Here is a 20,336-nt window from a genome sequence, read left to right on the forward strand (position 1 = left end):
ATGGCAAAAAGTAGCTAAATAACGCTTGTTATGATAAATTTTGCTAAATTTTATTAATTTAATTATCCAAAGTAATAAACAAAGTATTTTAGGGATTTAGAATGAAATTTAAGGCTAAATTTGACGTTGAATTTATTTTAATTGCTTAAATTATAATTTTAAAATATATAGATAATAAAAGTAGTATTTTTATGGAGATTGTGAAATTTTCATAAATATAATGTAAATTAATTCATTAAAAATTAAATTTCAATTTTATATAATGATAACGATTTTTAAAATAATTAATTTTTTAAAGGAGAATAATTGAGTAAATTTCGCATTAGTATCGCACTTTGTTTTGCTGTTTCTGCTTTAAATGCTGCTGATGTAAATTTAGAAGGCGTGAGCGTAGAAGATAGCGCTGATGATGGTTATAGGGCGACAACGAGCGAAGTTGGCAAGACAAATACACCTATCCTTGAGATACCACAAACCGTAAATGTCGTGACAGCGCAGCAGCTAAAAGACAAAAAGCCAGAGACGCTAGCCGAGAGCCTTCAAAACGTGAGCGGCGTTAGCTATGGCAACACAACAGGCGGCGTATTTGACGCTATCGTCAAGCGTGGATTTTTTAGCGAGCGTGACGGCTCAATAATGCGCAACGGCGTGCCAGCAGGCGTTATGGATAGCTTTAATAAAACAGTTGAAACGGTTGAAGTATTAAAAGGTCCAGCTAGCTTACTTTACGGCCCACAAGATCCGGGTGGCGTTATCAATATGGTAACCAAAAAACCGCTTTACGACCGCATTCATAATGAAATTTGGACGGGAATAGGAAATAGAAAATATCGGGGCATCGGGTTTGATACGACCGGACCGATAGCAGATAGCGGGTTTGCTTATAGACTAATCTTTGATTATTCGAAAAAGGATTATTGGAGAAATTTCGGCGATTTTGAAAATCTCCTTATAGCTCCAACCATCTCATATAAAGGCGATGATTACCGAATAAATTTAGGCTATACGCACTCAAAAACGACTAAGCCTTACGATAGAGGCGCGTATATACTACCTAAAGCAACCGCCGGATATGCCGCGGGAACTATTTTTGGCGCTGATAAACAAAGATTCGACGAAAAAGAAGCGTATATTGACGCCAAAACAGATACCGTCGATTTAAATTTCGAGAAAAATATCGGCGAAGCATGGCTTTTAAAAGCCGCGTATGCATTAACTCGGTCCACGCATAAGTATTCAGACATCATCGTTACCAATCCTAGAAATTTAACGAACGCCGAGCGTAGATACCAATATTTCGACGACTTTATACATCGAACCCACGCTGGTAGCGTTACGCTAAACGGCATAGTTGATACTGGCACTATATCTCACAACTTGCTATTTGGCGTCGATTACAAAGACTACTATAGGGCAAGATCGGGCGCTTGGTCTAATACGATAGGTAGGATAAATTTATTAAACGGCGTTGCGGCGTCCGGAGCATCTTGGTCGGCTGTCTCAAGGCAAAATAATATAATAAAAGTTAAGCAAAAAACCGTCGGAGGTTATATTCAAGATAGTATAAATTTAACCGACGAGCTTATATTGTCTCTTGGTCTTAGATACGAGTATTATGATTCGCTAGGCAGAAGAAGCGCAACTGGTAAGCCGGTAACCGATCAAACCGATAAAGCGCTAACCTATCAGACGGGACTTTTATATCTCATAACGCCAGAGTGGTCAGTCTATACGAACTATGCTACGAGCTTTAAGCCGCAAGTATCGACCTCGGCGGGCGATGCTATAACAAATGCCGATCCAGAGGAAGGCAAATCTATCGAAGTTGGAACCAAATTCCAAAACGATAGTATAACCGCAACATTAGCCAGCTTTAAGATAGATAAGAAAAATATAGGCAGAACCATAACGGAAAACTCGCAACCGGTTGGCGAAGCAACATCCAAAGGTATAGAGTTTGATTTTAACGGCAGAATAATAAGCGGATTAAGTCTGTCTACCAGCTATGCCTACACTAAAACCAAAACCGAAAAAGACTCCTATATCGGCATGATCGGTAAACCGCTTGAAGGCACCCCAAAACACCAAGGAAGCTTATTTGCCAACTATGATTTCTCCCATTTGGGCGCAAAAGGACTAAGGCTTGGTGGCGGCGCAAGATATTTTGGCTCGTGGTATACGTATTTTTATAACACGGCGACCAATACGGCTACGCAGTTTAAGCTTCCGAATGCAGTCGTATACGATGCATTTATAAGCTACGATACTAAAATAGCAGGCTATGAGACGAATTTTGCATTTAACGTTAAAAATCTAACGGATAAAATGTACTTTACTTCTTCTTCAACCGGAACAAATTCAAATATGCTGCCGGTTCAAATGGGCTACGCTCGCCAGTTTATGCTCACAGCGTCTGTTAAATTTTAAATTTGCTGGGCCTTTTGGCTCAGTAAATTTTCTTTAAATTTAGCTATTTTTGTTAAAATCGCCTCAAAATTTAAAGGAAATTTATGAAACAAACTATCACCGAGAAAATATTTTCAGATCACGTTGGCAAAGAGGTAAGCGCAGGAGAGATCATCGAGAGCAAGATCGATATGATCATAGGCAACGACATCACGACGCCTATTTCGATCAAGCAGTTTGAGCGAAGTGGAGCTAAAAAGCTAGCTAACCCAAACGGCTTTGCCATCGTGATGGACCACTACATCCCGACAAAGGACATCCTAAGCGCAAATCAAGCCAAAATTTCACGCGAATTTGCCTACAAACACGACCTTAAAAACTATTTTGACGAAAAAGATATGGGTATCGAGCACGCGCTTTTGCCTGAAAAAGGGCTAGTCATCCCAGGTGACGTCATCATCGGCGCAGACAGCCACACCTGTACGCACGGCACTCTTGGAGCGTTTAGCACCGGCATGGGCAGCACCGACCTAGCTTATGCGATGATCACTGGCAAAAACTGGTTTAAAGTGCCTGAGAGCATCAAGGTCGTCTTTAAAGGCAAGCTTGATAAGCACGTCTACGGCAAGGATCTCATCCTTGAGATCATCCGTCAAATAGGCGTTGATGGCGCACTTTACAAGGCGCTTGAGTTTAGTGGCGAGGTGATAGAGAGCCTTAGCATGGATGATAGATTTTCAATGTGCAATATGGCGATCGAAGCTGGCGCAAAGAGCGGTATCATCGCGGTTGATGAGATCACAAAAGAGTTTTTAAAAGATAAAAATTTACGTGATAAACCAAAATTTTTCTACTCAGACGAGGGCGCAAAATACGACAAAATTTTAGAGATAGATGTCACAAAACTTGATCCAGTCATCGCATATCCATTTTTGCCAAGCAACGGCAAGAGCGTAAGACAGGCGGTTAGCGACGATCTAGCTATAGATCAGGCATTTATCGGCTCATGCACAAATGGCCGTCTAAGCGACCTTCGCATAGCAGCGCAAATTCTAAAAGGCAAAAAAGTAGCTCGCAAAACAAGGCTCATCATCACTCCAGCGACGCAAAAGATCGCAAGAGCTGCTGAAAAAGAGGGACTTATCGACATTTTCATCGAAGCAGGAGCAGTTGTGAGCAACCCAACTTGTGGTGCTTGTCTTGGCGGATATATGGGCATTTTGGGCGCAAATGAGCGCTGTATCTCAACGACAAATAGAAATTTCGTCGGTCGTATGGGCGATAGAACGAGTGAAATTTATCTGGCTAACTCGGCTGTTGTGGCGGCTTCAGCGATAGCAGGTAAAATCGCTGATCCGAGGGACTTATAGAAAATAATATGGATAGTTTGATATCTGACTTATTGAAAATTATACTCGGTGCAGTCCTAACAATGTGCGCGCAATGGGTGTATGCTAACCTAAACACTAAAAAAGAGAAAAATAAACTCAGGCAACAAAAGCTAGAGGAAGCGTTTATTATAGTTGGGGATATTTTAGGGGGAATACATTACAAAGTAGCTTTGTTAATAAATCCAAATTTAAATATAGAAAATCCAAAATTTGAAATTGGTAAATTACACTCACTTATCAGTTTTTACGCACCAGAACTGCAAGAGGATTATAAAGATTTTATGTCTACATATCAAGAATTTGGTCCGCTTATCCTAAACAAATTTAGCACTTCAGATTTTGATGATAAAAAAATAGAAATAGTAGCAGAGGAGCTAGCGAGAATAATCTCTTCACTAAGCTCAAAAGGCAATATAATCAAAGAAAAATTAACCAAAATAGCGCAAACACTATAATAAATTAGTTGTTGTGGCAAAGCAAATAATTTTATTGCGGAACTCGCCACAACAACTAAATCAGCGCATTAAAACGCTGTTATAGTTGCCAAAAGTCCAAAGATTATGCCTGGCAAGTTTGCAGCAGAAAGTGGATAGTCTTTTTTAGCTTTTAGCAAGCCGTAACTTGTCCAGATCGTGCAGTTTATCGCAGCAGCTAGTGGCTGGATAAAAGGCGTTTTATGGCCATCGAGGTTGCCCATTATCTGTGGGATGTATGAAAAATACATAATAACCGATAGGCACGTACCTATACAACCTAAAATTTGTAAATTTCTTTCACTCATGTGATCTTCTTTAAAAGTAAGCCGTTATTTTCTAGCTTTATGATTAGCGAGGAGAAAAAATTAATTTTGTCTGCTAAAAAGCGCTCTTTTTTGCAAATTTAAGGGCAAAGTTTTTATCAAGTGATAATAAATTTAAAACAAGATGAGTTAGAAAATTTGGTTATACTTTTGTAATTTTTTGAAATTTAAAAGGATAAAAGATGCAAACTTGCGTCATTTTAGCAGGTGGCAAGAGCTCGCGCATGGGTCAGGATAAGACCTTGTTGCCATTTGGTGGCTTTGAAACGCTTACGCACTATCAAGCCTCTAAATTTAGCAAAGTCTTTGATGAGGTTTTTGTAAGCTCTAAATTTGAGAAATTTAACCCACCGCTAAAGCTCATAAAAGATGAGAGCAGTGAGGATTTTTCGCCGATGCTAGCGCTTTACTCTGTGCTTAAAAGCTTTGATCATAGCGTCTTTATCATCCCAGCTGATATGCCATTTTTTGACCCAAAAAGCTTAGAAGAGCTGGCTAAATTTAAAGATGAATTTGACATGGTCGTAGCTGGCGATGATGAGCATATCCACTCGCTTTGTGGCTTTTTTAGCCCAAGCTTAACCCCATTCGCGCATGAGCTTTACCAAAAAAATGAGCACAAAATCGGGCTTTTACGAAAAAACTGCAAGTGCAAGATAGTAAATTTTGAGGACAAAGAGCAGTTTTTTAACGTAAATTTCCCAGAAGAGTACAAAATAGCAAATGAAATTCAAAAAAAGGAGCAAAAATATGCCTAAATTTATACTATTTTTGGCTTTTGGCTTTAGCCTTTTAGCAGCAAGCGAACTTAGCGAGTTTCAAAGGGCGCAAGCACTTGAGCAAAGTGGCGACATAAAAGGTGCCATGCAAATTTATAAAAGCATTGCCGAAAACTCTATAAATGCGCAAAGCTTAGCTTCCAAGACTAGTCTAAATGCCGAGCCAGCGACGCCAGAAGCAAAGGTAAAGCAGGCTAAGATCACACAAGAAAACAAGGCTGAACACCATCTACAAAACGCACTTGGCATCGAGCTTTATAAATTTAACTACCTTTTGCCAGTAACTTACGCTAAAACTGTGCCAGATGATGGGCGAAAGAGCGTTGAGACCAAGTTTCAAATAAGCCTTGCAAAGCCGCTATTTTACGACATTTTTGGTCTTAGAGAGAGCCTAGTGGCAGCCTATACGCAGACTTCGTGGTGGCAGATCACTAAAAAGTCATCGCCGTTTCGCGAGACAAACTATCAGCCAGAAATTTTCTTAAATTTCGCCTCACCAAAATATCTAGAGAAAATCGGCATCCAAAACCTAAAATTTGGCCTTTTACATGAGTCAAACGGACGAGATGGCAGCAAATCAAGGAGCTGGAACAGAGCCTACGTGCAAAGCGACTTTGTCTATGGCAACTTTAGCGTCTCGCCAAGAGCTTGGATAGTCGTTGGCGACAAGGGCGATAATAAGGACATTTTAAAGTATATCGGACACGGCGACGTAAGGCTTAGCTACAACCTAAACGACCACATCTTTAGCCTAATGCTAAGAAATAACTTACATTTTGATAAAACAAATAAAGGTGCAGCTGAAATTTCATATATGTTTCCGATATTTTCAAGCGGCGTTTATGGCTATTTGCAGTATTTTACAGGATACGGCGAGAGCTTGATTGACTATGATAGGCACACTGACAAGGTTGGTCTTGGCTTTGTTATTTTAAAATAGCCTTAAAAATTTAATCTTATAAAGTGGCTAAATTTGGGAAGATAATCTAAAATTTACATAAATAATGAAAAAAATTTAACTAATAGAAAAACTTAAAAATATTAGAAAAAATATAAGCAAATTTTGCTAAAATCACTAGCAAAATCTCACAATAAAGGAGTTTTCATGAGCGGTATAGCTTTGATTGTCTGTTTTGTTATAGCAATCATCCTTATGATCGTTATGATCTCAAAGCTCAAGGTGCATCCATTTTTGGCACTTATGAGTATATCTTTGGTGCTAGCAGTAGTCGCAGGTATCGATCTATCCAAGATCCCAGCGATGATAGGCGTTGGTTTTAGTGGCACATTTAAGAGCATCGGCATCGTCATCATCTTTGGAACGATCATCGGCACAGTGCTTGAAAAAACGGGAGCTGCGCTAAAGCTAGCTGACATGGTCGTAAAGCTAGTCGGACAAAGACGCCCTGAGCTTGCCATGCTTATAATGGGCTGGGTTGTTGGCATACCGGTATTTTGCGATAGCGGTTTTGTCGTCTTAAACTCTATCCGCGAGGCACTTTATAAGAAAATTTCAGCAAGCCCAGTTGCTATGTCAGTAGCGCTTAGCGGCGGTTTATATGCTTCTCACGTCTTTATCCCGCCAACTCCTGGCCCGATAGCCGCTGCTGGCACACTTGGCCTTGGAGGAAATTTACTTCTTGTCATCATCATGGGTACAGTAGTTTCAGTGCCTGTTTTGGTGGCTGTTTATTTCTTTTCAAAAAGTATCGCTAAAAGCGTAACTATCAGTGACAAAGAGGCTGATGATACGATAACAGCAAGCTATGAAGAGCTTTTAAAGAAATTTGGCACGTTACCTAGCGGATTTTTAAGCCTTGCTCCTATCATCATGCCTATCATCTTCATGGCGGTTGGCTCTGTGATCGATGTTTTAGCAAAACAAGGCATGCTTGATAAAGCTGCGCTCTTGCCAAAGATATTTTTATTCTTAGGTAACCCTATCATCGCCCTTGCGATCGGCGTGATCTTTTGCGTATTTTTACTAGCTGAAACTAAAAAGATGAGAGAATTTGACCATATAACAAACGAATCATTAAAGATCGCCGGTCCGATACTTTTTATCACCGCAGCTGGCGGCGTTTTGGGCAACGTCATCACTGAGGCTGGCTTTGTAAATTTCATAAAAGAAAATGCCTCAACTATAAAAGCGATAGGAATTTTCTTCCCATTCATCATCTCAGCCGTGCTAAAAACCGCTCAAGGAAGCTCGACTGTGGCTATCATCACGACAGCCTCTATCATGGGAGCATTTAGCGCTGACAACTCACTCATGCAAACACTTGGCTTTACGAGCGAAATTTCAGCTGCACTTTGTGTCATGGCAATAGCATCTGGTGCTATGTGCGTATCTCACGCAAACGACAGCTATTTCTGGGTCGTGACAAACTTTAGTAAGATGACCGCAGATCAAGGTTACCGCACGCAAACAGCGATGACATTTATCATGGGTATTGTTGGAATGATCAGCGTTTATATTCTATCTTTGGTGCTTTTATGAGAATTTTGGTTGCGATTGATTCATTAAAAGGCTCGCTAAGCTCGCTTGAGGCGGGCCTTGCTATAAAAGAGGCGCTTGAGGATTTTTGTGACGTCGTCGTAAAGCCAGTCGCTGACGGCGGCGAGGGCAGCGTGGAGGCTATGGCTGATGCGCTTGATGCGAAATTTATAGATACCATTGTAAAAAACCCGCTTGGCACTGAAATTTTGGCTAGATATGCTCTAAAAGACGACCTTGCCATACTTGAGATGTCAAGCGCTTCTGGGCTTACGCTCATAAATCCTGATGAGAGAAATCCTATGAAAACTAGCACATTTGGCTTTGGTCAGATGATAAAAGATGCCATTAGTAAAGGTGCTAGGAAATTTATCATAGGCATCGGTGGAAGTGCGACAAATGATGCTGGCACAGGCATGCTAAGCGCTCTTGGTTTTAAATTTTATGATAAAAATGGCGCTTTGCTTGAGGGCAAAGGAGAGGATCTAGCTCAAATTTGCGACTTTTCAGATGAAGAGGCGCTAAAAGAGCTAAAAGAGTGCGAATTTTTAATCGCCTGTGACGTGGATAATCCACTTTACGGCCAAAAGGGCGCAGCCTACGTCTATGCCCCACAAAAGGGCGCAAATGGCCGCATGGTAAAGCAGCTTGATGATGGGCTAAAGCACTTTGCAGGCCTTGTAAAAGAGAAAAATGGCACTAAATTTCATACGCAAAAGGGCGCTGGAGCAGCTGGCGGACTTGGCTTTGCTTTTGTGGCATTTTTGGGCGCAAAGCTCAAGCCTGGCATCGAGATCATCACGCAGACAATAGCACTTGAAGATGAGATCAAAAAGGCTGATCTTGTCATCACTGGCGAAGGCCGCATGGACTTTCAAAGCACCATGGGCAAGACCCCAACAGGCGTGGCAAAGCTAGCTAAGAGGCATCATAAGCCAGTCATCGCGCTTGCTGGAAGCGTGCAAAGGTGCGCCAAAGACTGCCATAAACACGGCATAGATGCCTATTTTTGCATACTAAATGAGCCAATGAGCCTTGAAGAAGCCATGCGAAAAGATAATGCCATTAGAAATTTAAAGATGACTGCCGAGCAAGTCATCCGCCTTTATATGCTAAATCACAAAGCATAAATTTAAAAAAGATAGAAGCTAAATTTCTATCTTTTTCTCTCTAAATTTCAACTTCAAATTTTTACTCACAAGGTGCTACAAACTACAAAGATAAGAAAGATAGGCTAGTTTGATATAAATTTGGCGAGTAGAGTGAAATTTGCTTGCCAAATTTCATTTTCGTGCGACTTTTTATTCATGCGGCGTAAAATTAGATGCAGGGCAAGCTTTTAGGCTGCTTACAAGCTAAAAATTCTCGCGTATTTATAGAGTTTCGTAGTTAAATTTAGTGTTTTAAATTTTGTATGGGTAAATTTAATATCATCTGAAGCGTGCCAGCTGGTCCTTCAAGCAGCGTTTTAAATTTGCATGGGTTAAATTTACTATTGATGGTTTGCTTTTAGTGCCCTAGTTTGCCAGATCCTCAGCCACATTGGCAGCGAGTTTTAGTTTATCGCTATCAAAGTGTGTGTAAATTCGCGAGGTATTTAGGCTCGCATGTCCAAGGGCTTCTTGCACTAGCACGAGGTCTTTTTGCTTTTTATAAAGCATCGTTGCAAAGGTGTGGCGTAGCATGTGAGCACCATTTTTCTCTTTTCTGATACCTGCTTTAAATAAAATTTGCTCCACGATACGGCTAACATAAGCCTGCGTGAGCCTCGTGCCTTTTTTATTTATAAAAAGATAGCCCTCTTTGTTGATGTAGTTTATGGCGATTGCGTTTAGATGCGCTTCGATTAGGTGGCGCTTTATCATTACGATGCGGTATTTGTTGCCTTTACCACGAATTCTAATGATAAAAAGATCGCCATCTTCGGTGATATCTTTTCTCTTTAAATTTAGCGCCTCGCTCACACGGATGCCAGTAAAGATAATGACCTTGATTATGAGCTTGTTGCGGTTTGAGTTTTGCTTAAAGTCGCTCTGCTCGATCGCATCAAGAAATTTCTTGACCTCATCTTCGCCCATAAACTCAGGCAGCTTTTGCCCTTTGTTGCCACTAACGCCGCCCCAGTTTTTTAAATTTATATCAAAAACATGAGCTTTGCCGTCCTCTTCGTTTTGTTTGTCTAAAAAGGCAAAGAAATTTATCACTGAAATTCTGTAGTTTTTCTTGCTCGCATCGCTTAGTCCGCCAGTCGTACTTGCTAGAATTTCACTTAACAGCTCTTCATCTATCTGCTTTAGGCTGCTAAGCTCATAAAATTTCATCGTCTCATATATCTTTTTAAGTGGGTTAAAGTAGGTATTTATGCCAGTTAGACCTGCATTTCTCGCGCTTTTTACCAGCCCATCAAGCTGCTCTATATTTTTTATCTCGCGGCTTAGGGCGAAATTTACACTTGCAAGCGCCTTTGGGTCTCTTAGCTCCTTGTTTGAAAGCGAGCTAAGTTTAAATTTGACATAGCGAGTTAGCCAAAATATAAATGAGTTTTCAAAACTATCTTTACAACGGGGCAAAATTTAAAAATAAGCTTAAATTACAAATATCAAAAACTATAAAAGCTTAAGCACATATCCATTTTCAGCGGTTTCAAGCTTATATTTATGCATCTTATCAAGCTCTAAAACCACTCTGAAATACTTATCATGCCAGCCGATTATTACGTTTTTAAATGTCTCGTTTTCAAGCTTTAAATTTCTAGTTTTAAAGCTTCTTGGAGGTTTTGCAAAGTCAAGTACGATCTTGTTTTTTTCGTAGGCAAAGTGCTTTAAAATTTTAGCTTTTGTGATGATATTTAGCTCTTTTTCATGCGTCAAAAAGCTGATAAATCCCAAGAATTTAACCTCTTTTTCGCTGCTCTTTGTCTCTTGAACAGGCTTTGAGGCTGGCTCAATTTTTACTTCGACTACCTTTTGCTCAGGCTTAGCTGGCTCTTTTGTTTTTTTTGTGCCAAGGTCGATCACCACGACGTTTGGTGTTGGCACATCTGAGGTTTTATTTCTATCTTTGTTTGAAATTTTGGTCTCATTTTTTTCTATTATCACTGGCGTGCTTACCTTTTGAGCTGGCACCTCTGCCATCGTGACAGAAACATCTAGTTTTTTAGCTGCGACTGGTTCTGGATTTTTCATCTTGCTTAGGGCAAATTCATCGTTCCAGTCGATAGTTTTGTTTATATCAGTTAGTCTTTTTTCTTTTATGCTGCCGTCATTTGCTCTGTATCTTATGGTGACATCAAGTAGTAGCATCGCATCACTTGGAAATTTAAACGAGAGCGAGTTGAAGCTGTCATATTTTTCGACGACGTTTGTCGTCATAACGCTTGTGTTTAGCTCGCTAATAGGCATAAATGGGTTTTCTCTGGCGCATAAGCTCGCAGTCAAGATAGATAAAACTAACCAAATTTTCTTCATCGTTCCTACTTTTTGTTGGAGTCTGGCTCAAGGCCTTGTAGTTCAAAATAGTCTTTTTGCAGACGTGCATTCATCTTTTTTAAAATTTCCACGTCTTCGCTAAGCCTCTCTTTTTTGCTCTGAAGGCTTAGCATCACGTCAAGTGAGCGTTTGCCAAACATCATGTTGCCTACGTAAAAGGCAAACATAGCCACGCAAATGGTGGCTATGACGTAGCGTAATGTCGGCCGAACAAATTTTATGATTTTATGAAATATGCCATCTTCTTTGCCATATTCATCTAAAATTTCGCTCAAATATTATCCCCTAAAAACTCACCCGCCTCAAGCTCGATCTCGAGCAAGCGGTTGTATTTCGCGTTGCGCTCGCTTCTTGAGGTAGCACCCGTCTTTATCTCGCCAGTGTTTAGTGCGACTGCGAAGTCAGCGATAAACGCATCTTCGCTCTCGCCACTTCTGTGGCTCATTATGCAGCGGTAGCCATTTCTTTGAGCAAGGCGGACAGTTTGCATAGTTTGCGTGACTGAGCCTATTTGATTTGGCTTGATTAAGATCGCATTTGCGATGTTTTTCTCAATGCCTTCGCGTAAAATTTTCTCATTTGTAACAAATAGGTCGTCACCAACTAGCTGCACCTTGCTACCAAGCCTTTTTGTAAGCTCAGCCCAGCCACTCCAGTCGTCCTCGCTAAGACCATCTTCGATAGAAAATATCGGATATTTTTCGCAAAGTTTTTCGTAGTAGCTAATGAGCTCGTCGCTGCTAAATTTCTTGCCTTCAAGCTCGTATTTGCCGTCTTTATAAAGCTCGCTTGAAGCGACGTCAAGGGCAAGTTTTATCTGGCTGCCTAGCTCATATCCAGCCTCTTTTACGGCTTGTGAGATAAGCTTTAGTGGCTCTTCATTGTCTTTTAAATTTGGAGCAAAACCGCCCTCGTCGCCGACAGCCGTGCTGTGGCCAGCTGCGTTTAGGATAGATTTTAGCTTGTGATAAATTTCAGTTGCAGCTCTTAGTGCCTCGCTAAATGCGCTAAAGCCAAATGGCATGATCATAAATTCTTGAAAATCAACGCTATTATTTGCGTGTGCGCCGCCATTTATTATGTTAAACATCGGCACTGGCAAGATGCTGGCGTTTGCACCGCCAAGATAGCGATAAAGTGGGATATTTAGGCTCTTTGCAGCTGCGCGAGCTACCGCCATAGATACGCCAAGGACTGCGTTTGCGCCTAAATTTGAGTAGTTGTGCGTGCCATCAAGCTCAAGCATCTCCGCATCGACTGCCTTTTGGTTGTAAGCATCAAGTCCTATCACTGCCTCTGCGATCTTTTCATTTACGTTTGAAACAGCCTTTAAAACGCCTTTGCCAGCATATCTCTCGTCTTTGTCACGAAGCTCGAGCGCCTCGCGCTTACCAGTGCTTGCACCGCTTGGTACGATCGCGCTTGCTTCGGTTCCGTCGCTTAGTCTAACTGTCGCACGAACTGTTGGGTTGCCTCTGCTGTCTAAAACCTCGTGAGCTTCTACATCTTCAATAAATACCATTATTCATCTCCTGCTTCGTTTGTGTCGTCGTCTTCGTCTTTTGCGCCGCTGCTTATTAGGTGATCTATCCCCATTGAGCCTTTGATCGCCGCTACTATCTCGTCAGAAATTTCTGGGTGCTCTTTTAGATAGGCTTTGGCGTTTTCTCTGCCTTGACCCAGTTTTTCGGCCTTGTAGCTAAACCACGCGCCTGATTTGTCGATGATGTCTAGTTTTACGCCATAGTCGATGATCTCGCCCTCTTTGCTCACACCCTCGCCAAACATGATGTCAAATTCAGCCACTTTAAATGGAGGCGCGACCTTGTTTTTAACCACTTTTGCTTTTGTGCGGTTGCCGATAGGCTCGTCGTTTTGTTTAAGTGTGGCTATCTTTCTAACATCGATCCTTACAGATGAGTAAAATTTAAGTGCATTACCGCCAGTCGTGGTCTCTGGCGTGCCATATCCCATCATACCGATCTTCATACGAATTTGGTTGATGAAGATAACAGTTGTCTTCATCTTGCTTAAAATTCCCGTTAGCTTTCTAAGCGCCTGACTCATTAGTCTTGCTTGCAAGCCAACGTGTTGATCGCCCATATCGCCGTCTATCTCGCTCTTTGGAGTAAGAGCTGCGACGCTATCAACTACTATAAGATCGATCGCACCGCTTCTTGCAAGTGTCTCAACGATCTCAAGTGCCTGCTCGCCAAAGTCTGGCTGAGAGACGTAAAGGTTGTCGGTATTTACACCTAAATTTGAAGCGTATTTTACGTCTAGCGCGTGCTCTGCATCGACAAATGCACAAATTCCGCCAGCTTTTTGCGCTTCAGCGATGATGTGAAGTGTGAGCGTGGTCTTACCAGAGCTCTCTGGTCCGTAGATCTCGATGATCCTGCCTTTTGGAACGCCGCCTATGCCAAGAGCCAGATCAAGCCCTAGCGAGCCAGTCGGTATCGACTCGATAGCCTCAACCTCTTTGTCGCCAAGTCTTAAAAGCGTGCCTTTGCCAAAAGCTTTATCGATCTGCTTTAGCGCAAGCTCAAGCGCCTTTTTCTTGTCCGCTTCGCTCTCTGGGATAGCTATCTTTTTGTCACTATCTTTTTCTTTTGCCATTTTTTACCTTATAGTTGAAATTTGGCTTGATTTTATCTAAAAAGAGATGAATTTTACTTGATTTACTCGCAAATTATAATATTTTCGCCAAGCAGTGCAGCGCTATCAATAAGAGCAAAAAGCTGCTCTTTTTCAAACAAAAATCCATAAATTTGATCTTCATTTTTTAGTATTGCAAGCTTAAATGGCTCTACAAGCGAGCTTGCGCAAAGGTTTAAAAAAGCTTCATCAATATGATTTTGTGAAATTTGGGGTTTGGTTTTGAAATTTTCATCTTTTATAAAAGAGATAAATTCCTCTTGCGAGGTAGATTTATTAAATTTAAAAATTAGTTTTTCTTTTAAGGCTTCAGCCAAAATTTCATCAAATTTAACTAGGTCGATGTGATCTTTTACACCCAAAATTTTGGCAAAATTTAGCAGATTTTTATCATAATCAGCCATATTTTTCTCATGCTCGCTTTGTGCCTTTTTAGCCCTATAAATGGCGTAAAAACCAATCATAATAAACAAAATAGAAAGTGTTAAAACTTCTGCTAAAAACTCACTCATCATCATCCTTATAAAATGCAAACTTCAGTCTTAAGCTCTACGCTAAATTTCTCTAAAACCCTAGCCTTTGCCAAATTTATAAGGCTAGTGGCGTCTTCAAAGCTTGCGTGGTTAAAATTTATCAAAAAATTTGCGTGCTCTTCGCTAAATTTCGCTCCGCCGATCACGTATCCCTTTAGTCCAACTGCCTCCAGCAACGCCCCTGCAAAGTGCCCTTCAGGATTTACAAAGCAGCTGCCAAAGCTAGCGCCTTTTGGTTGATTTGCCCTTTTTGCGCTTATGGCTTCAGATATGCTCGCGTCAAAGCCGCTTTGAAGCTTAAATTTAGCTCCCAAAATGGCCTCATCTATACCGCTGTGACGGTAGCTAAAGCTTATCTCATCTTTGCTCACCCAGCCACGAGCCAGACGCACATGCGTGAGGTTGTCGCTTATACTAAATTTAAGCAGCCCAGCGTTCATCTTGACAAGTCCGCCAAGCGTGCCTGGGATATTTTTTAAAAACTCAAGACCAGCTATGTTGCTTTGCTTGGCAAAGTTATAAATTTTAGCTGATTTTGTCGCAGCACCTATCTCAAGGTGGATTTTCTCACCGAAGCGTTCTAAATTTATGTAGTCAAAGCTCTTGCCAAGCATCGCCATTTTTGGGGGATTTGGCGAGATAAGCAAGTTGTTGCCCCCGCCTATCATCACAGCGCCTAAAAACTCGGCCGAATTTAGATCTTCAAGGCTATCAACCTCGAAAATTTCATGCACGCCGCCTATCCTAACAGAGGTAAATTTAGAAAAATCAACAAGCCTCGTCACTGGATAAATTCCGGTATAAAATCAAGCATGCGAGTGGTAAATTCAACCATCATCGAGATCATCCAAGGCATTAAAAATATGATGACAACGACGACTAGCAAGATCTTTGGCACGAAGCTTAGCGTGGTTTCGTTTATCTGCGTGGTCGCTTGAAAGATGGAGATGATAAGACCAGCGATCAGGCCACTTAGCAGCATCGGAAGGCTGATATAAAGGGCGATCTTAAAGGTTTCAACTCCAAGCGAGACAAGCGTGCTTTGCATCAGCTAAACCTTACTTCGTTGTATTCAGTTGGGATTAGGTAGTCGTTTACGTCGATCGGCTTTTCAAAAAAACCTTTGTCATAGCCTATTTGATAGAGCTTATTTAGCGCTTTTAGCTGCGTTTCGTTCATGCTTATTGACTCGTCATTTGCGTATAAATTTAGATACGTTTTTAGCTCGTCTTTGCCAACTCTTATTAAATTTCGCTCCATTAGCATGTGAGATAAAAATGGCTTGTGTGAAGTGGCGATCCTAACGGCCTCGCTAAGCACTCTCTCGCACTCGATGGCGTCAGTTATGGGCAGACTTCGTCTAAGCGCCATGCCACCAAGTGGAAGCGGTAAATTTTCGCCGTTTAGCTCGCTCCAGATGTCCCAAATTTCACGTTCTACGCAGAGCTTGTCTGAGAAATTTAAGATACTTTCATGTATGAGCACGCCAGCATCGACCTCGCCGCTAAGCACGGCATTTTCGATCTCTAAGAAATTTTTATAAACGATCCTTGCCTCTGGGTAGGCTATACGAAAAAGCAGAGCATTTGTCGTGTTTTTGCCAGAGAGAGCGACTTTGAAATTTCGCTTTAGCTGCTTATCTTTTAGCTTGATAAGTTTTGGACCATATCCGTTGCCAAAGCTCACGGCGCAGCGTAAAAGTGCAAATTCATCGCAAATTTTAGGATAGAGTGCAAAGCTGATCGCTGTGGCCTCATAAGTGCCTTTTAGCGCCTCTTCGTTTAGTGTCTCTATATCAAGCGCCTTTGATGTGAAGGCTAAATTTTTACTGCTAACCCAGCCAAATTTGACCGCGGCATACATGAAAATATCGTCAGCGTCCGGCGAGTGAGCGACATTTATAGTTTTTAGATTATGCAAAGATGATCCTTTTTTTGATTACGCCATTTTAATGAAATTTATTTAAAATAAAGTTTTAAGGGCGGTTTTGAAACGATTTTACCAGCTTTGCCTCTTTGAAATTTAGCACGTATTTCACGTCTATGGCGTCTTTAGCGCCTTTTCTTCGAGCTTGGAGCGTTGAGTAAAATGGATGCTTAAGTTCAAGCATCTTAATCAGCTTTTGATCACTATCTTCTTTTTTTATATTTTCAACGATTATTGTCGTTATAAATTTGCCCTCAAACTCGTAAAATGGCCAGACAATCACGCCTGCATCGCTTGTTTTAAAGTCCGTGATTTTAGAATTTTTAGGGATATTTAGCATGGAGATGATCTTTTTACGTGAGCTATCTGCATTTTGCACCGAGATCACCTTTACAAGCAGGTCTTTTTTGACCCCTATGCCATTTTGGCTAAAGCGATAAACGCCGTCTTCAACTATGCCAACCTTTTCAAAGGCATTAGCGTAGTTTGCCGCGGAGCAGGCGGTTAGAAAAAGCGCTAGAAACGTTAAAATTTTGATAAATTTCATCTTTTCTCCTAAAATTTCACTCTTTTTAGTCTATCTGAAGTGAAATTTTTCCTGCCAAATTTAGCCTCGTTTTTGCCGTTTAGCTCGACAAGATCGCCTGTAAAGCCACAAATATCATTTTTAACAAGATAGCTTCCCACGCCGTAAATATCAACTGGGGTGTTAAATTTCTCAAATTCACTCATTTTTTGCGGATTAAAGCCTGAGCTAACGACGATTTTAACGTGTTTAAAGCCAGCTTTATCAAGCGCCTCTCTAAGAGCAAATATAAGCTCCTTGCAAACGCCATGCGGGTCAAATTTACTCGTATCTTTGCCTTCAAAATACTTATCTATCAAATTTTTACTAGTATCAACTCTAACTGCGCCAAGCCTCTCTTTTAGGGCATTTGCAGCCTTTAAAGCGTCCGTGATCACGTCGTTGTTATAATCAACCAAAGCCGTGATTTGCTCATTTTCAAAGGTTTTAGCATAAATTTGGCAAGCCTTCACTACATCGCCACCGCACATTTGAATGAGCGCGTGAGGCATGGTGCCGCCACCTTTTAGCCCTGTAAGCTCGCCCTGAGCGTCTGTGGCGACCTTTTTGATGCCGCCGATAAATGAGGCATATCCGTCGCCTGGCTGCGTGCAGATGTCGTCTTGCCTGTCTGCCATACTAAAGACGTCCTTGCCATTTGCCGCTTTTATCACGTCTCTGGAGTTTGTCGCCACGCAGCTTCTTCTAGTAAGCGTCGCGTCGATCACGTTTTCTAAAAAGCCGAAATTTTCATACTTGCCACTTATCTTTAAAACTGGCTCGTTTGCGTTTATGATATCGCCATCATCAAGTGCGTAAATTTCAAGCTCGCTTGGCTTTTTGGCAAATTTGTTGATGATAGCTAAAACCTCGTCGATACCGCAAAGCACGATATCATCACGCCTTTGGAAAAACTGCATCGTCACATGCTGATCTGGCAGGTTTTGCTTAATTATCTCATTTACTTTTAGAAAGTATTTCGCCGTGAAGTAGCCCTCACCGATCCTAGGATCTAGCCTAAAAGTTTTATCTGTTAGCCTCTCTATCTTGCCTTGCATCTTTAGCTCAAGTTCGTTCATGTCTGTCCTTTTGTTTTTGCGAGATTATACCATTTTAGCGAAATTTGGCGCAGGCAAAAGGGCTAGTAAATTTATGCAAAAAGCAATCTTTATGCCTCATAAAAGCGTGGCTACAGCCTTTATCCTAGCGCTCTTGCGAGGGCTTGGCGAGGTTGGTATAACGTTCATTTTAGGTGGCAATATCATAGGCAAAACAAACCATCTCGCTTACTATCTACAATGCAGTCTATGACGGCAGAAGCGATCAGGCACTCGCTTTAAGCCTTGTTTTGGTTGTGCTTAGTTTTATCTTATTTTTCATTATAAATTTGCTAGAAAAAAGTAGGCTTTAGCACAAAATTTATGCCAGCTAAAAATTAAATTTATTTAAATTTCGCTACAATTAGGGGCTTATATAAAAATTTAGGAGAATTTTCTATGAAAAAAGAAGACATAAAAGAACTTATCGAATTTTTTAATGATATGGAAATGAATCATATCAAGATAAAAAGTGGTGATTTTGAGGTCGAGGTAGAGAAATTTGCTGATTATTGCGCGCCTGCGAAGCCAGTAGCACAAGCAGCAGCTCCAGCACCAACACCTGTAAATGTTGTCGTTAGCTCAGAGGTAAAACCAGCTGCAAATTCGCCAAAAGATAGCATAAAATCTCCTATGGTAGGTACTTTCTACGCTGCTCCAAGCCCAGGCGCTGCTCCATTTGTAAAAGCAGGCCAAAGAGTGAGAAAAGGCGATGTAGTGGGCATCATCGAAGCTATGAAGATCATGAACGAGATCGAGGCTGAATTTGACTGCCAGATCACTGAGATGTTAGTCTCTGACGGACAGCCAGTTGAGTTTGGATTGCCGTTATTTGGCGTGGAGAAAAATTAATGGAATTAAAAAGAATTTTAATCGCAAACCGCGGTGAGATCGCTCTTCGTGCTTTGCGAACGATAAAGGAGATGGGTAAAGAAGCCGTTGTAGTTTATTCAACCGCTGACAAAGACGCGCTTTACGTAAAATACGCCGACGTGGCTATTTGCATCGGTAAAGAGCGCTCAAGCGACAGCTACCTAAATATCCCAGCTATCATAAGCGCAGCTGAGATCAGCGAAGCAGACGCTATTTTTCCTGGTTATGGCTTTTTAAGTGAAAATCAAAATTTTGTTGAAATTTGTTCACACCACAAGATCAAATTTATTGGACCAAGCGTTGCTGCGATGGCTTTGATGAGTGACAAGAGCAAGGCAAAACAGGTCATGCAAAGAGCTGGCGTGCCAGTCATCCCTGGCTCAGATGGCGCTGTGGCTGACACAAAAGCAGCAAAAGAGCTAGCTAAAAAGATAGGCTACCCTGTCATACTAAAAGCTGCTGCAGGTGGCGGCGGACGCGGTATGCGCGTGGTTGAAAAAGAGGCTGATTTAGAAAAAGCATTTTGGTCGGCTGAGAGCGAAGCGATGAGCGCATTTGGCGATGGCACGATGTATATGGAAAAATATATCCTAAATCCACGCCACATCGAGGTTCAAATCATCGGTGACAGCCACGGCAACGTGCTTCACATAGGTGAGCGCGACTGCTCTATGCAGCGCCGCCATCAAAAGCTTATCGAAGAGAGCCCAGCTATCTTGCTTGATGAAAAAACAAGAGAGAGGCTACATGAAACTGCCATAAAAGCGGCAAAAGCGATCGGCTACGAGGGAGCAGGTACGTTTGAGTTTTTGGTTGATAAAAATTTAGACTTTTACTTCATTGAGATGAACACAAGACTTCAAGTCGAGCACACAGTAAGCGAAATGGTAAGCGGACTTGATATCATCGAGCTTATGATAAAAGTGGCTGAGGGCGAAAAGCTACCTTCACAAAAGAGCATCGAGCTAAAAGGCCATGCGATCGAGTGTAGGATCACAGCTGAGGATCCAAACACCTTCACTCCGTGCCCTGGCAAGATCACAAAATATGTCTGCCCAGGCGGCCGCAACGTGAGAATGGATAGCCACATCTACCAAGACTACTCTATACCGCCGTATTATGACAGTATGATCGGAAAGCTCGTTGTTTGGGACACTGATAGAAACAGAGCCATTCACAAGATGAAAGTTGCTCTTGATCAGCTCATAATAAGCGGCATCAAAACAACAAAAGACTTTCACATCGCCATGATGGAAAACAAAGACTTTTTAAGCAACAACTACGATACAAACTATCTTTCAAGACATTAAAACTAAATTTTAAA

At 41.4% G+C, this 20,336-nt stretch carries 22 protein-coding genes; 10 read left to right on the top strand and 12 right to left on the bottom strand.

Features of this window, described 5'->3' with window-relative positions; all coding sequences use genetic code 11:
• The first annotated feature begins 306 nt into the window (after window positions 1–306).
• The 3 genes from UNSWCS_RS08200 (at window position 307) to UNSWCS_RS08210 (ending at window position 4,252) form a co-directional block, all read left to right on the top strand.
• Entirely contained in the window at window positions 307–2,427 is a 2,121-nt protein-coding gene (locus UNSWCS_RS08200) for a TonB-dependent siderophore receptor (protein ID WP_021088123.1), read from the top strand.
• An 83-nt stretch (window positions 2,428–2,510) separates the two neighbouring features.
• Window positions 2,511–3,776 (top strand): 3-isopropylmalate dehydratase large subunit, encoded by a 1,266-nt coding sequence (gene leuC / locus UNSWCS_RS08205; protein WP_021088131.1) that lies wholly within the window; start codon window positions 2,511–2,513, stop codon window positions 3,774–3,776.
• Window positions 3,777–3,784: 8 nt separating this feature from the next.
• The gene (locus UNSWCS_RS08210; protein WP_035143774.1) at window positions 3,785–4,252 is read left to right on the top strand and encodes a hypothetical protein; all 468 of its coding nucleotides are present in this window, start codon (window positions 3,785–3,787) and stop codon (window positions 4,250–4,252) included.
• A gap of 68 nt (window positions 4,253–4,320) precedes the next feature.
• On the opposite strand, the gene UNSWCS_RS08215 is transcribed toward UNSWCS_RS08210, so the two are convergent.
• Window positions 4,321–4,578, bottom strand: coding sequence for a SemiSWEET family transporter (locus UNSWCS_RS08215; RefSeq protein WP_035143775.1), 258 nt, complete (start codon window positions 4,576–4,578; stop codon window positions 4,321–4,323).
• Between the two features lie 200 nt (window positions 4,579–4,778).
• On the opposite strand from UNSWCS_RS08215, the gene UNSWCS_RS08220 reads away from it, so the two are divergent.
• The 4 genes from UNSWCS_RS08220 to UNSWCS_RS08235 all read left to right on the top strand — a co-directional run bounded on the left by UNSWCS_RS08220 (window position 4,779) and on the right by UNSWCS_RS08235 (window position 9,002).
• Window positions 4,779–5,354 carry a molybdenum cofactor guanylyltransferase gene (locus UNSWCS_RS08220; protein WP_021088120.1) on the top strand — a complete coding sequence of 192 codons (576 nt, stop codon included), beginning with the start codon at window positions 4,779–4,781 and terminating at the stop codon, window positions 5,352–5,354.
• Window positions 5,347–6,315 carry a phospholipase A gene (locus UNSWCS_RS08225; protein ID WP_021088108.1) on the top strand — a complete coding sequence of 323 codons (969 nt, stop codon included), beginning with the start codon at window positions 5,347–5,349 and terminating at the stop codon, window positions 6,313–6,315. Before UNSWCS_RS08220 ends, UNSWCS_RS08225 begins: the two co-directional genes overlap by 8 nt.
• Before the next feature lie 165 nt (window positions 6,316–6,480).
• Window positions 6,481–7,875 (top strand): GntP family permease, encoded by a 1,395-nt coding sequence (locus UNSWCS_RS08230; protein WP_021088148.1) that lies wholly within the window; start codon window positions 6,481–6,483, stop codon window positions 7,873–7,875.
• Window positions 7,872–9,002: a glycerate kinase gene (locus UNSWCS_RS08235; RefSeq protein ID WP_021088122.1), complete on the top strand. Its 1,131-nt coding sequence runs from the start codon at window positions 7,872–7,874 to the stop codon at window positions 9,000–9,002. The genes UNSWCS_RS08230 and UNSWCS_RS08235 overlap by 4 nt, the downstream gene beginning before the upstream one ends.
• 387 nt (window positions 9,003–9,389) lie before the next feature.
• On the opposite strand, the gene UNSWCS_RS08240 is transcribed toward UNSWCS_RS08235, so the two are convergent.
• The 11 genes from UNSWCS_RS08240 to UNSWCS_RS08290 form a co-directional block, all read right to left on the bottom strand.
• A complete protein-coding gene (locus tag UNSWCS_RS08240; protein ID WP_021088110.1) occupies window positions 9,390–10,442 on the bottom strand; it encodes a tyrosine-type recombinase/integrase in 1,053 nt (350 codons plus the stop codon).
• A 36-nt stretch (window positions 10,443–10,478) separates the two neighbouring features.
• The gene (locus UNSWCS_RS08245; protein WP_021088111.1) at window positions 10,479–11,339 is read right to left on the bottom strand and encodes an AMIN domain-containing protein; all 861 of its coding nucleotides are present in this window, start codon (window positions 11,337–11,339) and stop codon (window positions 10,479–10,481) included.
• Window positions 11,340–11,344: 5 nt separating this feature from the next.
• Window positions 11,345–11,527: a hypothetical protein gene (locus UNSWCS_RS12695; protein WP_178140078.1), complete on the bottom strand. Its 183-nt coding sequence runs from the start codon at window positions 11,525–11,527 to the stop codon at window positions 11,345–11,347.
• A gap of 104 nt (window positions 11,528–11,631) precedes the next feature.
• Window positions 11,632–12,882: a phosphopyruvate hydratase gene (gene eno / locus UNSWCS_RS08255; RefSeq protein ID WP_021088092.1), complete on the bottom strand. Its 1,251-nt coding sequence runs from the start codon at window positions 12,880–12,882 to the stop codon at window positions 11,632–11,634.
• Window positions 12,882–13,979 carry a recombinase RecA gene (gene recA, locus UNSWCS_RS08260; protein ID WP_002940852.1) on the bottom strand — a complete coding sequence of 366 codons (1,098 nt, stop codon included), beginning with the start codon at window positions 13,977–13,979 and terminating at the stop codon, window positions 12,882–12,884. The genes eno and recA overlap by 1 nt, the downstream gene beginning before the upstream one ends.
• 62 nt (window positions 13,980–14,041) lie before the next feature.
• The gene (locus UNSWCS_RS08265; RefSeq protein ID WP_021088107.1) at window positions 14,042–14,530 is read right to left on the bottom strand and encodes a hypothetical protein; all 489 of its coding nucleotides are present in this window, start codon (window positions 14,528–14,530) and stop codon (window positions 14,042–14,044) included.
• An 8-nt stretch (window positions 14,531–14,538) separates the two neighbouring features.
• On the bottom strand, window positions 14,539–15,336 hold the full coding sequence (locus UNSWCS_RS08270; protein ID WP_021088125.1) for a UDP-N-acetylmuramate dehydrogenase: 798 nt from the start codon (window positions 15,334–15,336) through the stop codon (window positions 14,539–14,541).
• Window positions 15,333–15,602, bottom strand: a complete 270-nt coding sequence (gene fliQ, locus UNSWCS_RS08275) for a flagellar biosynthesis protein FliQ (RefSeq protein ID WP_223154231.1) — start codon at window positions 15,600–15,602, stop codon at window positions 15,333–15,335. Before fliQ ends, UNSWCS_RS08270 begins: the two co-directional genes overlap by 4 nt.
• Entirely contained in the window at window positions 15,599–16,414 is an 816-nt protein-coding gene (locus tag UNSWCS_RS08280) for an MqnA/MqnD/SBP family protein (RefSeq protein WP_051267843.1), read from the bottom strand. The genes fliQ and UNSWCS_RS08280 overlap by 4 nt, the downstream gene beginning before the upstream one ends.
• Before the next feature lie 112 nt (window positions 16,415–16,526).
• Complete coding sequence (locus UNSWCS_RS08285; RefSeq protein WP_021088135.1) at window positions 16,527–17,024, bottom strand: hypothetical protein; 498 nt, start codon at window positions 17,022–17,024, stop codon at window positions 16,527–16,529.
• Between the two features lie 8 nt (window positions 17,025–17,032).
• Window positions 17,033–18,121 (bottom strand): nicotinate phosphoribosyltransferase, encoded by a 1,089-nt coding sequence (locus UNSWCS_RS08290; RefSeq protein WP_021088163.1) that lies wholly within the window; start codon window positions 18,119–18,121, stop codon window positions 17,033–17,035.
• On the opposite strand from UNSWCS_RS08290, the gene UNSWCS_RS12385 reads away from it, so the two are divergent.
• The 3 genes from UNSWCS_RS12385 (at window position 18,120) to UNSWCS_RS08305 (ending at window position 20,322) form a co-directional block, all read left to right on the top strand.
• On the top strand, window positions 18,120–18,353 hold the full coding sequence (locus UNSWCS_RS12385; RefSeq protein ID WP_021088156.1) for a Molybdenum transport system permease protein ModB: 234 nt from the start codon (window positions 18,120–18,122) through the stop codon (window positions 18,351–18,353). The two genes, UNSWCS_RS08290 and UNSWCS_RS12385, sit on opposite strands and share 2 nt — an antisense overlap.
• A 185-nt stretch (window positions 18,354–18,538) precedes the next feature.
• Entirely contained in the window at window positions 18,539–18,991 is a 453-nt protein-coding gene (gene accB, locus UNSWCS_RS08300; RefSeq protein ID WP_021088093.1) for an acetyl-CoA carboxylase biotin carboxyl carrier protein, read from the top strand.
• On the top strand, window positions 18,991–20,322 hold the full coding sequence (locus tag UNSWCS_RS08305; protein ID WP_004317853.1) for an acetyl-CoA carboxylase biotin carboxylase subunit: 1,332 nt from the start codon (window positions 18,991–18,993) through the stop codon (window positions 20,320–20,322). Before accB ends, UNSWCS_RS08305 begins: the two co-directional genes overlap by 1 nt.
• Window positions 20,323–20,336: the final 14 nt, after the last annotated feature.

The sequence above is a fragment of the Campylobacter concisus UNSWCS genome (assembly GCF_000466685.1).
GTDB classification, from domain to species: domain Bacteria; phylum Campylobacterota; class Campylobacteria; order Campylobacterales; family Campylobacteraceae; genus Campylobacter_A; species Campylobacter_A concisus_A.

Bases quoted from the DNA above. Each gene is read 5' to 3' on its own strand.
- UNSWCS_RS08280 (WP_051267843.1), bottom strand. From the start codon at position 16,414: ATGTATGCCGCGGTCAAATTTGGCTGGGTTAGCAGTAAAAATTTAGCC.
- UNSWCS_RS12385 (WP_021088156.1), top strand. From the start codon at position 18,120: ATGTCTGTCCTTTTGTTTTTGCGAGATTATACCATTTTAGCGAAATTT.
- leuC (WP_021088131.1), top strand. From the start codon at position 2,511: ATGAAACAAACTATCACCGAGAAAATATTTTCAGATCACGTTGGCAAA.
- UNSWCS_RS08265 (WP_021088107.1), bottom strand. From the start codon at position 14,530: ATGAGTGAGTTTTTAGCAGAAGTTTTAACACTTTCTATTTTGTTTATT.
- UNSWCS_RS08285 (WP_021088135.1), bottom strand. From the start codon at position 17,024: ATGAAATTTATCAAAATTTTAACGTTTCTAGCGCTTTTTCTAACCGCC.
- UNSWCS_RS08235 (WP_021088122.1), top strand. From the start codon at position 7,872: ATGAGAATTTTGGTTGCGATTGATTCATTAAAAGGCTCGCTAAGCTCG.
- UNSWCS_RS08245 (WP_021088111.1), bottom strand. From the start codon at position 11,339: ATGAAGAAAATTTGGTTAGTTTTATCTATCTTGACTGCGAGCTTATGC.
- eno (WP_021088092.1), bottom strand. From the start codon at position 12,882: ATGGTATTTATTGAAGATGTAGAAGCTCACGAGGTTTTAGACAGCAGA.
- UNSWCS_RS08215 (WP_035143775.1), bottom strand. From the start codon at position 4,578: ATGAGTGAAAGAAATTTACAAATTTTAGGTTGTATAGGTACGTGCCTA.
- UNSWCS_RS08305 (WP_004317853.1), top strand. From the start codon at position 18,991: ATGGAATTAAAAAGAATTTTAATCGCAAACCGCGGTGAGATCGCTCTT.
- UNSWCS_RS08220 (WP_021088120.1), top strand. From the start codon at position 4,779: ATGCAAACTTGCGTCATTTTAGCAGGTGGCAAGAGCTCGCGCATGGGT.
- UNSWCS_RS08230 (WP_021088148.1), top strand. From the start codon at position 6,481: ATGAGCGGTATAGCTTTGATTGTCTGTTTTGTTATAGCAATCATCCTT.
- UNSWCS_RS08290 (WP_021088163.1), bottom strand. From the start codon at position 18,121: ATGAACGAACTTGAGCTAAAGATGCAAGGCAAGATAGAGAGGCTAACA.
- UNSWCS_RS08210 (WP_035143774.1), top strand. From the start codon at position 3,785: ATGGATAGTTTGATATCTGACTTATTGAAAATTATACTCGGTGCAGTC.
- UNSWCS_RS08225 (WP_021088108.1), top strand. From the start codon at position 5,347: ATGCCTAAATTTATACTATTTTTGGCTTTTGGCTTTAGCCTTTTAGCA.
- recA (WP_002940852.1), bottom strand. From the start codon at position 13,979: ATGGCAAAAGAAAAAGATAGTGACAAAAAGATAGCTATCCCAGAGAGC.
- UNSWCS_RS12695 (WP_178140078.1), bottom strand. From the start codon at position 11,527: ATGTTTGCCTTTTACGTAGGCAACATGATGTTTGGCAAACGCTCACTT.
- accB (WP_021088093.1), top strand. From the start codon at position 18,539: ATGAAAAAAGAAGACATAAAAGAACTTATCGAATTTTTTAATGATATG.